The sequence below is a fragment of the Neisseria sp. HMSC064E01 genome (assembly GCF_001808875.1).
Classification (GTDB): Bacteria; Pseudomonadota; Gammaproteobacteria; order Burkholderiales; family Neisseriaceae; genus Neisseria; species Neisseria sicca_A.
Genome location: NZ_KV794946.1, coordinates 1 through 11,284 on the forward strand (window position 1 = coordinate 1; position 11,284 = coordinate 11,284).

The 11,284-nt window shown below is 48.8% G+C and carries 11 protein-coding genes; 3 read left to right on the plus strand and 8 right to left on the minus strand.

Going from position 1 to position 11,284, the window contains the following annotated elements:
* Positions 1–162 precede the first annotated feature (162 nt).
* Positions 163–2,475: a DNA helicase RecQ gene (gene recQ / locus HMPREF2572_RS08605; RefSeq protein ID WP_070497738.1), complete on the minus strand. Its 2,313-nt coding sequence runs from the start codon at positions 2,473–2,475 to the stop codon at positions 163–165.
* A 384-nt stretch (positions 2,476–2,859) separates the two neighbouring features.
* Here recQ and HMPREF2572_RS08610 point away from each other — a divergent pair, with 384 nt between their 5' ends.
* On the plus strand, positions 2,860–3,306 hold the full coding sequence (locus HMPREF2572_RS08610) for a surface-adhesin E family protein (RefSeq protein WP_070497740.1): 447 nt from the start codon (positions 2,860–2,862) through the stop codon (positions 3,304–3,306).
* Positions 3,307–3,497: 191 nt separating this feature from the next.
* Here the strand turns inward: HMPREF2572_RS08610 and HMPREF2572_RS08615 are convergent, their stop codons facing one another.
* Both HMPREF2572_RS08615 and purD read right to left on the minus strand, forming a co-directional pair.
* Positions 3,498–4,067, minus strand: a complete 570-nt coding sequence (locus HMPREF2572_RS08615) for an L-threonylcarbamoyladenylate synthase (protein ID WP_070497742.1) — start codon at positions 4,065–4,067, stop codon at positions 3,498–3,500.
* A 55-nt stretch (positions 4,068–4,122) separates the two neighbouring features.
* Positions 4,123–5,394, minus strand: a complete 1,272-nt coding sequence (gene purD / locus HMPREF2572_RS08620; protein WP_070497744.1) for a phosphoribosylamine--glycine ligase — start codon at positions 5,392–5,394, stop codon at positions 4,123–4,125.
* Between the two features lie 157 nt (positions 5,395–5,551).
* Between purD and HMPREF2572_RS08625 the strand changes: the two genes are divergently transcribed.
* Positions 5,552–5,869 (plus strand): DUF4298 domain-containing protein, encoded by a 318-nt coding sequence (locus HMPREF2572_RS08625; RefSeq protein ID WP_070497746.1) that lies wholly within the window; start codon positions 5,552–5,554, stop codon positions 5,867–5,869.
* 53 nt (positions 5,870–5,922) lie between these two features.
* Here HMPREF2572_RS08625 and HMPREF2572_RS08630 read toward each other — a convergent pair whose 3' ends face one another.
* From HMPREF2572_RS08630 to HMPREF2572_RS08650, 5 genes are all read right to left on the minus strand, one after another.
* Entirely contained in the window at positions 5,923–6,534 is a 612-nt protein-coding gene (locus HMPREF2572_RS08630; RefSeq protein WP_070497748.1) for an IMPACT family protein, read from the minus strand.
* Between the two features lie 62 nt (positions 6,535–6,596).
* On the minus strand, positions 6,597–7,532 hold the full coding sequence (locus HMPREF2572_RS08635) for an electron transfer flavoprotein subunit alpha/FixB family protein (protein ID WP_070497750.1): 936 nt from the start codon (positions 7,530–7,532) through the stop codon (positions 6,597–6,599).
* A 10-nt stretch (positions 7,533–7,542) separates the two neighbouring features.
* The gene (locus tag HMPREF2572_RS08640; protein ID WP_003743588.1) at positions 7,543–8,292 is read right to left on the minus strand and encodes an electron transfer flavoprotein subunit beta/FixA family protein; all 750 of its coding nucleotides are present in this window, start codon (positions 8,290–8,292) and stop codon (positions 7,543–7,545) included.
* Positions 8,293–8,506: 214 nt separating this feature from the next.
* Positions 8,507–9,487: a lipopolysaccharide heptosyltransferase I gene (gene waaC / locus HMPREF2572_RS08645; RefSeq protein WP_070497752.1), complete on the minus strand. Its 981-nt coding sequence runs from the start codon at positions 9,485–9,487 to the stop codon at positions 8,507–8,509.
* 37 nt (positions 9,488–9,524) lie between these two features.
* On the minus strand, positions 9,525–10,160 hold the full coding sequence (locus tag HMPREF2572_RS08650) for a nicotinamidase (RefSeq protein WP_070497753.1): 636 nt from the start codon (positions 10,158–10,160) through the stop codon (positions 9,525–9,527).
* Positions 10,161–10,274: 114 nt separating this feature from the next.
* Between HMPREF2572_RS08650 and tsaA the strand changes: the two genes are divergently transcribed.
* The gene (gene tsaA / locus HMPREF2572_RS08655) at positions 10,275–10,949 is read left to right on the plus strand and encodes a tRNA (N6-threonylcarbamoyladenosine(37)-N6)-methyltransferase TrmO (protein ID WP_070497755.1); all 675 of its coding nucleotides are present in this window, start codon (positions 10,275–10,277) and stop codon (positions 10,947–10,949) included.
* The last annotated feature ends 335 nt before the right edge of the window (positions 10,950–11,284 follow it).

The window sequence follows — 11,284 nt, forward strand, 5'->3', positions numbered from 1 at the left end:
TTCGGTTCGGTTCGGTTCGGTTCGGTTCGGTTACCATTTTTTCGCCTTTGCAATAGGGGTCGGAAGATAAGTTATTTTACTGGGATTGGCTAAGATACTGAAGCGGTATTAATAGGTCGTCTGAAAACCTTTTACGGGGTTTTCAGACGACCTTTTTGATTGTCAGTCCGCCGTGCAGATTTCTACGATTTCTTCGCCGTATTGGTTCAACCATTCCCCGCTCACGCCCTCTATTTTAGAAAGTGCTGTCAAAGTTTGCGGTCGGGCTTTGGCGATGGCGCGTAAAGTCTGTTTTTTGGCGACGTCGTGCATCTCTCCACCTTCATATCGGGCGGTATCGAGACACCATTGGAACAGGCGGCGGGCGAGATGGCGTTCTGCCTGTTTCGGCTCGGAAAGCCCGTCTGCGTAGGGGCGGCAGATGTCGAGTATTGCCTGCCCGTATTGGGCAATTCTTTCGCTGCCGATGCCGTAGATACCGAGCAAGTCGGCTTCTTCGGCGGGCGTGAAGACGACAAGGTCGGTCAGGCTGATGTTGGAAAGGACTTTGCCCAAGGCGCATTGTTTGGCGGCTGCCTGCTCGGCACGCCAAGTTTCCAGCTTTTGCTGTAATTGCTGTTCGCGCTCGGTTTGGGGGGTGAATAGGGGTTCTTCGTTGCCCGTTTGCCCGCTTTGGTTTTCGGCTGCGTTCTTGCAGACATTGAGAATATCGATGCCGAATTTGTTGATTTTCGCCTCACCCAAACCGTAGATTTGATGCAAATCTTCCAGCGTTTGCGGCATTTTTTCGACGATGTCGCGCAGGGTTTTGTCACCGCAGACGACGTAGGCGGGAACTTCTTCGGCATGGGCGCGCTGCTGCCGCCAATGACGCAATGCCTGCCATAGGCGTTCTTCGCGTTCAGTACGCAGCCAGTTGTCTTTTGGCTTTTGCGTGGCGGCTTTTTCGCGGCGCAACGGGCGCAACATGACTTCGGTTTCGCCTTTAAGGACTTTTTTTGCGGCTTCGGTCAGTTGCAATGCCTGATATTGGGCGGTGTTGACGGTGAGGTAGCCGAGGCTGATGCATTGGCGGATGACGCTGCGCCATTCTTTGTCGGTTTGCCCGCTGCCGATGCCGAAGGTAGAGAGTTTGTCGTGGCCGTTGCGCTGTATCCAGTCGTCGCTTTTACCGCGCAGCAGGTTGGTGATATAGCCGGCGGCAAAGCGTTGTCCGGCGCGATACACGCAACTGAGGAGCTTTTGTACGAGGACGGTGCCGTCGAAGCATACGGGCGGATGCAGGCAGTTGTCGCAATGGCCGCAAGGGGCGGATTCTTCCCCAAAATGTTTGAGCAGGAGGGCTCGGCGGCAGGCGGCGGTTTCGCAGACGGAAAGCATGGCATCGAGCTTTTGCATTTCGATTTGTTTCTGCACTTCGTCGCTGTTGCCTTCGGCGATGCGTTCGCGCAGCAATACCCAGTCGTTCAGACCGTAACACAGCCAACTCACGGCAGGCAGCCCGTCCCGCCCGGCGCGGCCGGATTCTTGGTAGAAATGTTCGATGCTTTGGGGCATATCGAGATGGGCGACGAAGCGCACGTCCGGTTTGTCTATGCCCATACCGAAGGCAACGGTGGCGACGACGATAATGTTGTCTTCTCGGGTAAAACGGCGTTGGTTTGCTTCGCGCGCTTCCATGCTCAGGCCGGCATGGTAGGGAATCGCGTCCAATCCGTTTTCGCAGAGGAATTGGGCGATGTCTTCGACTTTTTTGCGGCTGAGGCAATAGACGATGCCGCTTTGCCCTTCCATTTCTTTACGGATGAAGTCGAGAAGCTGCTTTTTGCCGTTGTTTTTTTCGATAACCTGATAATAGATATTCGGGCGGTCAAAGCTAGAGATGAATTCGGGCGCGTCTTCGAGATGGAGGAAATGTTTGATGTCGGCGCGGGTCGCTGCATCGGCGGTCGCAGTCAGGGCAATGCGCGGCACTTGCGGATAGCGTTCGGCAAGCAGCCCTAATTGCTGGTATTCGGGGCGGAAATCGTGTCCCCATTGGCTGACGCAATGCGCCTCGTCTATGGCGAAAAGGCTGATGGTTTGCTGATCGAGAAAACGCAGGAAACGGTCGGTAACGAGCCGCTCCGGTGCGACGTAGAGCAGTTTCAGACGACCTTGGGCGAGTTTGTCCGCCACCTCGCGGGCTTCTTCCACCGTTGTACTGCTGTTGACCGCTGCTGCTTCTATGCCTGCGGCGTGCAGGCTCGCTACTTGGTCGTTCATCAGGGCAATCAGCGGCGAAACGACGATGGCGACGCCTTCGCGCATCAGTGCGGGAATTTGGTAACACAGCGACTTGCCCCCGCCCGTCGGCATCAATACCAACAGGCTTCCGCCGCCTGCCAATGTATTGACGACAGCCTCCTGCTTGCCGCGAAATTCGGGATAGCCGAATACTTCGTGCAAAATCTGTTGGGCGGAAGGCTGGGGCATGATGGTTCCGTAGGGAGGGAAAAGCGTTATTTTAGCGGTTTTGGACACTGCCTGCATGGGGGATATTTGAGTTATCCACATGGGGTTGTCTGAAAACGGATTATGCTTGGTTGGGTATCGCAGATTGATTTTTGATTGAGACAAGATGGCGGAACTACCGACAATACAGATATGGGAAACTGGTTTACCCAATGCGTTACCGTTCTCTTTAATCTCAGGCAAAGCGGTGGCATACTGGTTTCCAGTCAATCGACTAGAAAACCTGTTTTCAGACGACCTTTTCATTTTTTGGCGGTTTTAAGACTTTGCAAAGCCGATTTACTGCCCCGCCGTCTTCGCGCATAATACGGCAGTCTAATAATTTATCCTAAGCACCCGAAACTTATGAACATCAAACACTTTTCCCTTATTTCGACTTTATCGGCAGCCCTGCTCCTGAGTGCCTGTCAAACGACTACGACTACAAGTGGCGGCGTCAGCGGCAACTGGGACAACATCGGCACGATTTCCGACGGCAATATCAAAGTAGCGATTGATAAAAACAGCATCAAGAAAAACGGTACTTTGGTTACTTTCCGCGATAGAAAAACCGTATCAAAGATAAAAGAAGAACGCTTCGTCAACACGCCTGCCTACAAAACCGCCATTGGCGACTGGGAAATCCATTGCACCAACAAAACCTACCGCCTGACCGCTTTACAGCTCCTCGACGAACATGGCAAAGAAATTTCCAAACACAGCTACACCGCGACAAATATCCGCCCGATGAGCGTGATGAACGGTACGATTACCGAAAAACAATTCGAAGCCGTATGCGGCAGCAAGCTCTAATACTCAACTTATCTACATACTTATCCACAAGATAATCAAATCAAAAGGTCGTCTGAAAACCATGAATATGGGGATTCAGACGACCTTTTTGGTTTTTTCGGAAAAGTTATATTCAGGATTATCCACATTTTATTGAATACGCGGTTTATTGGTTCAAAGCATAATTCCTGCTTATTCCATCTATCCGATTTCTAACGCAAACGAACGCCTGTTTCCCCATCAATAATCTGACTCGGCGACTTTTGTTTGCCGATTAAACCGCTGACTACCCATACATCTCTTCCAAACTGCCTTCTCACTTCCCGCTCCGTTCTGCACGCGCGTTTGCCTGCGCGGTTGCACGAAGTCGAGACCAAAGGCGTTTTCAAAGCCTGACACAAGCGGCGCGCACCTGCATGGGCAGGAACCCTGACCGCCAGTTTGCTGCGTCCTTTTCCGCGCAATGCGGGTAAAACGTCAGCAGCTGCTGGAAGTAGAAAGGTTTTGGGCGCAGGCCATTCGTTTCTGAGCATGGTTTGAATGTTTTCAGACGACCTTTTGAGCAGGGGCTGTAATTGCTCCAATTGGTTGCCAATGACTATCATACCTTTATGTTGTGGTCTTTTTTTCAGATGAATCAGTCGGTTAAGTGCGTTAGGCAAGGTCGGGATACAGCCTATGCCGTAACAGGACTCGGTAGGATAGGCGACCAAGCCGCCTTTTTTAAGATGGGATTGCAGCTTGCGAAGCGTCGAAGCTGAAAGGATTCTGGGGAATAACATGATAGGGAAGGTCGTCTGAAACACAATCACGTTTTCAGACGACCTGTTTCTTTGATTAACGGTTGATTGCTTTATCGGCAATGTCTTTACGGTATTGCATGCCGTCGAAGCTGATTTTTTCCAATGCGCTATACGCCTTGGCTTTGGCTTGAGCCACATCGTCGCCCAATCCTACGACACACAATACGCGGCCGCCGTTGGTCAATACGTCGCCTTTCTCGTTTGCCGTTGTGCCTGCGTGGAAAACTTTGCCGATTTGGTTGGCAGCATCCAGACCGGAAATAACATCGCCTTTTTTAGGCGTTTCGGGGTAATTTTGCGCCGCCAGCACCACGCCTACGGCAGTTTGCGGGTTCCATTCCGCGGTTACGCTATCGAGTTTGCCGTCTATTGCCGCTTCGACCAAATCCGCCAAGTCGCTGTTCAGACGACTCATAATCGGCTGGGTTTCGGGATCGCCGAAACGGCAGTTAAACTCAATCGTATAGGGTGCGCCGCTTTTATCAATCATCAAACCTGCGTACAGGAAGCCGGTGAACTCATGCCCTTCCGCTTTCATACCCGCTACGGTCGGCAAAATAATCTCATTCATCGCGCGCTCGTACACGGCGGGCGTTACCACAGGCGCGGGACTGTACGCGCCCATGCCGCCCGTATTCGGGCCTTTGTCGCCGTCTAAAAGACGCTTGTGGTCTTGGCTGGTCGCCATAGGCAATACATGATTGCCATCAACCATGACGATAAAGCTGGCTTCTTCGCCTTGCAGGAAATCTTCAATCACAACACGCGCGCCGGCATTACCCATTTTGTTGCCCAGCAGCATATCGTCAATCGCAGCATGCGCTTCATCTAAAGTCATTGCCACAATCACGCCTTTACCTGCCGCCAAACCATCGGCTTTGATGACGATGGGCGCACCTTTCTGATTGACGTAATCGTTTGCAGCATCGGCGTTTTCAAAGGTTTGATATTGCGCGGTCGGAATGTTGTATTTCGCCATAAATGCTTTGGCAAAATCTTTGGAACTTTCCAACTGCGCCGCATATTGTGTCGGACCAAATATTTTCAGTCCGGCAGTACGGAAATCATCCACAATACCTGCCGCCAAAGGCGCTTCAGGACCGACGACGGTAAAAGCAATATTTTCTTTGCGGCAGAATTCAATCAAATCCTGATGCGCAGTCAAGGCGATGTTTTGCAACTTGGGTTCAATCGCCGTACCGGCATTACCGGGGGCAACAAATACTGTTTCCACTTTAAGCGACTGCGCCAATTTCCAAGCCAGTGCGTGTTCGCGACCGCCATTACCGATAACCAGCAGTTTCATGCCATCTCCTTGACAAATATGTACTTTTAACGAAAACTCGACATAAAGGGACTATTGTCCCAATCGAAAAATTTTGGTGGAATCAAAAAAAAGACCGCCTCACTCCACTCTGCAACCTATTTAACCTATCCACAAAATTGAAAAAGGACAAGCAACCATGCAAAAACGTATTGATGAAATCCAAAGCAAATACCGCGAATGGTGTCATTTACTACCGCAATTGGAAGAAGACCTAAAACGCTGGAAACATGCCGTCGCTTTGATTCGCGATATGGATAATTTCTATACCCACGAATATCAGGCTTGCCATCGGGCTATTGAAGACGGGGCAGAACTGGATTTGGGTACGGAAGGCGAATACAGCATTATGAGTGAAGATGCGTTATGGAACGCGCTGGGCGAATTCCATCAATTGGCTTGGTTATATTTGCGCTCCAGCGTCGATGCCTTGGACAGATATACACAAGAAGATTAATGTGAGAAGAGGTCGTCTGAAAACCCTAAGATATGGATTTTCAGACGACCTTTTCATTCAAAAGGCTTTTCCGTATTTACTTCGATCTGCCGTGTATTCTTCCAAGCCGCAACGCAGACCTCATAATTAGCCAACGACAAACTTACCGTCAATCGGCAATCCAACTGTAAATCTTGCTCCAATATATCCGCCTGATATTGTTTAGCGATGCGTATTGCTTCATTCAAAAACGGATATTCACATTTCAGCCAAACGATTTTTTCAATATTCTTTTCAACCACTTCCGCAACCGCCAACGCCTGAGCCGTTGCCTCTTTGTATGCGTGAATCAGACCGGGAACGCCCAATAAAGTACCGCCGAAATAGCGGACGACCACGACCAAAACATCGGTTACGCCTACTGAATCAATCTGCCCCAAAATCGGCCGACCCGCGCTTCCTGACGGCTCTCCATCATCGTTGGCACGAAATTGCATACCATCTACGCCTAAACGATAGGCATAGCACCAATGCCGCGCTTTATGATGTTCTTCCTTTAACGGATCGAGATATTTTTTTACATCAGCCAATGTCCGAATCGGATAGGCAAATGCAATAAAACGGCTGCCTTTATCTTTAAACTCAGCCTGCGTCGGAGAAGTAATGGTCTTATAAGTCGTAATCATGCTGAAATGTTTTCAGACGACCTCATTAATAATAAGGTCGTCTGAACGTTTCACGTGAAACATCAATTTTTCAATGCTTCTGTTAATTGCGGGACGACTTCAAATAAATCGCCAACCAATCCGTAATCGGCTACATTGAAAATCGGCGCATCAGCATCTTTATTGATTGCAACAATCACTTTGCTGTCTTGCATACCCGCAACGTGTTGAATCGCACCTGAAATACCGATTGCAAAATAGAGCTGTGGCGCAACCACTTTGCCGGTTTGTCCGACCTGTACATCATTTGGCGCGTATTCGGCATCAACTGCCGCACGGGATGCACCGATTGCCGCACCTAAAACATCCGCCAACGGTGTCAGTACTTCATTGAATTTTTCCGCACTACCCAGCGCACGACCACCGGAAACAATGACTTTTGCCTGAGTTAATTCAGGACGATCGGAATGAGAAAGCTGGCGGTTCACAAAACGGCTCAGGTTTTGAGCAGGGGTTGTTTCAACATTGATTGCCTCAGCATGACCACCTTGCACCGTTGCTGCGTCAAAAGCCGTCGCACGGAAGGTCAGCACCAATTTTTCTGAATCGGCTTGCACGGTTTCAAATGCATTACCCGCATAAATCGGGCGCACAAAAGTCGCGTTATCCACAATTTCAGTCAAATCAGAAATTTGCGGTACGTCTAATAAGGCCGCTACGCGAGGTAAAAGGTTTTTACCGAATGTGGTTGCCGTTGCAGCAACATAGCGGTAATCCGTTGCCAATTTGACAACCAACGGAGCCAGTTCTTCAGCCAAACCTTCGGCATAATGAGCAGCATCCGCAACCAAAACTTTTTCCACACCGGCTACTTGTTTCGCGGATTCCACTACGGCCGATGAGCCGTTTCCGGCAACCAATAAATCGACTTTGCCCAGTTTGGAGGCAGCGGTAACAGCATGCAAAGTGGCAGGATTCAACCGTTTGTTGTCGTGTTCAGCAATAATCAATACACTCATTTCAGTCTCCTCAAATCACTTTGGCTTCGTTTTTCAATTTTTCAACCAATTCGGCAACGCTTGCTACTTTTACGCCTGCCTGACGCGCTTTTGGTTCGGCGAATTTCACTGTTTTCAGACGAGGTGAAATATCGGCAACCAAATCGGCAGGAGCCAGCTTTTCCAAAGGTTTTTTCTTTGCCGCCATAATATTGGGGAGTTTGACGAAGCGCGGTTCGTTCAGACGCAAATCTGCGCTGATAACAGCGGGCAATTTCAATGCTATGGTTTCTTCACCGCCATCGATTTCGCGCACAATCTGTACTTCGTCGCCTTCGATTTGTACTTTGGAGGCAAACGTACCTTGTGCCGCATTCAACAAAGCTGCCAGCATTTGCGCCACTTGGTTGGCATCATCATCAATCGCTTGTTTGCCCAAAAAGAAAATTTGCGGATTTTCTTTGTCCGCAACGGCTTTCAGCAGCTTGGCAACTGCCAGCGGCTCCAATTTCGCATCGGTTTCAACATGAATTGCACGGTCGGCACCCATCGCCAAAGCTGTACGCAACGTTTCTTCGCATTTTTTCTCACCCAAAGAAACCGCTACGATTTCGCTTACTTTTCCAGCTTCTTTCAAACGGACGGCTTCTTCCACAGCGATTTCGTCAAACGGGTTCATCGACATTTTGACATTGCCGATATCTACATCCGAACCATCGGCTTTTACACGAACTTTGACGTTGTAGTCCACTACGCGCTTTACTGCGACCAGTGCTTTCATTGAATTCTCCTAAAAAGAACGCTGCTTTCACCATCCAGCGAAACCAAACCTTCTTCTTTATAAAATCAAATCCGTTTTCCTTAAAAACGAATTCATTCAAAAATCTTTTGGATAATGCTTGCCGATTATACCATTTTTAAAGCATTTACTCAGGCTAGCGGATATACATTCCTGTATCTAATAAATTGGAAAATATCATGCCACTATATCAGTTTCAGACGACCTTTGATCCTTCATCAGCAGCCACACAATTCATCAACGTTTGATAAACCAAATCTGCGGTCGGAATTTGCCCGATATTGCCCAAATTTTTTGCAACAGCCGAAACTTGAACGCCTGTTTTAATCGGATCAGTATCGGTATAAATACCGACCACAGGTTTTTCCAAAGCATTTGCCAAATGCAGCAAACCGGTATCCACACCGACAATTCCGACCGCGTGCTTCAGCAGATACGCCGCCTGCAATAAATTCATTTTATCGCACACGATGGCAAAAGGCAGTCCGTCTGCAATCTGTTCGGCACGCGTTTTTTCAGTTTCATTTCCCCATGGCAGATAAACGTTGCATTGTTGCTCTTCATTCAACTTTTGCAGCAACGCCCGCCAGTTTTCCACAGGCCATAACTTACTGTCCCGGCTGGTCGCGTGCAAAGCCGCATAATACGGCTGCTCCAAATTTTTCAGACGACCTGCTTCGGGAACGGTCAAGCCGAATACCTGCGTTTTCGGCATTGCATACCCAAATACTTGGGCGAACAGCTCACGATTGCGCCAAACAGCATTTTTCCCTTTCGGTACAGCGTATGTTTTCGCATACGCCAACGCAGCCAACCCCTCGCGCGCGCTGTTTTTATCCAAACCATAAATAGAGGATTTTGCCATTTTGGCGAAACACGCGCTTTTAATCAGACCTTGACTGTCCAATACAAAATCAAATGCTTCCTGCCGCAAAGTCTGTTTCAGACGACCTATTTCCCACCAAGTTTCTGCTTGAAAAAGATGTTTGCGCCATTGCCGCCATTTCATCACATGGATTTTTTTTACAAACGGATGCAGGCGCGCAATATCCGCAAATCCGGCTTCACACAACCAATGGAGTTCCACATCAGGGCATTGTCGCGCTAAATCTTCAATTGCGGGCAAAGTGTGAATTAAATCGCCCATACTGGACAAGCGGACAAGCAAAATTTTCATATTTTAAGAAGTATGTTTCACGTGAAACAATTATAAATTATTGATTATTAATATATTTTTTAATTTCTTCGGCGTTTTTTAAGACAATTGCACCGGCAGAACGCATTTCCTGCCATACAGTTTCAATCGTATCCGGCGCAATGCCCCGACAAGCCGCTTCATTGACGATAACCTGCCAATTGCCGCCTTTGAGCAACTGCAAAACCGTTGTTTTCACACAATAATCCGTAGCCAAGCCGCCGACAATGACCGTATCTGTATTTTGACAACGCAGCCATTCAATCAACCCTGTGCTCAGTTTTTCCTCAATATCGTGAAAACACGCACCGTAAGGATGCAACTCAGGATCAACGCCTTTCCAAACACAATAATCGTATTCTTTGGCAGAAGGCAGCCCGTCCAACAATTCATAGCCGCGCGTACCGACCATCGCATGAGCCACCCAAGTCAAATCCGCATCGGGCAAACCTGTCGATTTCAACATATCAACAGGGTTATCCACAAGCCATTTCGCTGCCATATGATGCGCATCTTTCGTCATCACGCGCAAATCCGCCAAAGCGGCTTGGGCATTCAACTCTTCGACAATCAAATGCCCCTCGTTCACAGGCAGCTCGTCAGGACACAAAGGCGTAAAAGTTTTTTGTGCATCAACATCAATGGAAACAATCATCTCATCATTTCAACGCGATTAAAATGCTCTGTATTATAACAAATTACTGCCCAAAAGCGGTAAAACCGGCTGTGATAAGATAACGTTTTTCCGAAAAACTTATCCACAATCCTCATGACTTACACCATTACCCCCATTGCCACCGCCCGCTCGCCCTACAAACAAAAATTCGGCGTCGCCCGCCAGCCCGGTTTGGTTCCCGCCGCAGAAGTCTGCATCGAGCTGAATCCCGAATTTACCGCAGACAGCGTACGCGGATTGGAACACTTCGATTATGTGTGGATAAGTTTTATTTTTCACGGCGTATTGGATGAAGGCTGGGCACAAATGGTGCGCCCGCCACGGCTCGGCGGTAAACAAAAAATGGGCGTATTCGCCACGCGCAGCCCCCACCGCCCCAATCATCTCGGACTGTCGCTCTTAAAACTCAACCGTATCAAAACCGGCAAACCTGTCCGCCTTTATTGCAGCGGCGCAGATCTGCTAGACGGCACGCCGATTGTCGACATCAAGCCCTACATTCTCTTTGTCGAATCCAAACCCGACGCATCATCCGGCTTCGTCAGCGGCAAACCCGAAGAGCTTGAAGTCGTATGGCTGGAAAACATCGGTGCAGAAAATTTATCTGAAAGCACCCAAAACCTGATCAGCCAAAGCATTGCCCAAGACCCGCGCCCCGCCTATCAGAATATCCCCGAACGGATTTACGTCATGAATATAGAGGATTATGAGGTCAGGTTTCAAATTGAAGGAAACCGCGCGACAGTTATTGGGATAAGTGTTGTGTGAAATTTAGTGGTTGATTTCATTACAAAAGGTCGTCTGAAAACCCAAATTTTAGGGTTTTCAGACGACCTTTTTTTGTTCAATCGATACAGGTCTTATTCAATTAACGTTTGAGATAAACCAAACCCGTAGCGTGGGCTTCGCCCACGAAATCCATCATCCAATAATCCGAATCAGATAACTATCGAATTTTTATTCATCTCGTGGGCAAAGCCCACGCTACTCGTTGCTGCAACGGCAACTTGTCCCTTTCCCCCGTCCGGCGGGGAAGGTTAGGATGGGAGTGGCTTTATGGGTTTAGGTAAAATCAAATTCGTATAGCTCGCAGAGCCACCCTC

Coding starts and splice junctions, on each gene's coding strand:
- recQ (WP_070497738.1), bottom strand. CDS start 2,475: ATGCCCCAGCCTTCCGCCCAACAGATTTTGCACGAAGTATTCGGCTAT.
- HMPREF2572_RS08610 (WP_070497740.1), top strand. CDS start 2,860: ATGAACATCAAACACTTTTCCCTTATTTCGACTTTATCGGCAGCCCTG.
- HMPREF2572_RS08615 (WP_070497742.1), bottom strand. CDS start 4,067: ATGTTATTCCCCAGAATCCTTTCAGCTTCGACGCTTCGCAAGCTGCAA.
- purD (WP_070497744.1), bottom strand. CDS start 5,394: ATGAAACTGCTGGTTATCGGTAATGGCGGTCGCGAACACGCACTGGCT.
- HMPREF2572_RS08625 (WP_070497746.1), top strand. CDS start 5,552: ATGCAAAAACGTATTGATGAAATCCAAAGCAAATACCGCGAATGGTGT.
- HMPREF2572_RS08630 (WP_070497748.1), bottom strand. CDS start 6,534: ATGATTACGACTTATAAGACCATTACTTCTCCGACGCAGGCTGAGTTT.
- HMPREF2572_RS08635 (WP_070497750.1), bottom strand. CDS start 7,532: ATGAGTGTATTGATTATTGCTGAACACGACAACAAACGGTTGAATCCT.
- HMPREF2572_RS08640 (WP_003743588.1), bottom strand. CDS start 8,292: ATGAAAGCACTGGTCGCAGTAAAGCGCGTAGTGGACTACAACGTCAAA.
- waaC (WP_070497752.1), bottom strand. CDS start 9,487: ATGAAAATTTTGCTTGTCCGCTTGTCCAGTATGGGCGATTTAATTCAC.
- HMPREF2572_RS08650 (WP_070497753.1), bottom strand. CDS start 10,160: ATGATTGTTTCCATTGATGTTGATGCACAAAAAACTTTTACGCCTTTG.
- tsaA (WP_070497755.1), top strand. CDS start 10,275: ATGACTTACACCATTACCCCCATTGCCACCGCCCGCTCGCCCTACAAA.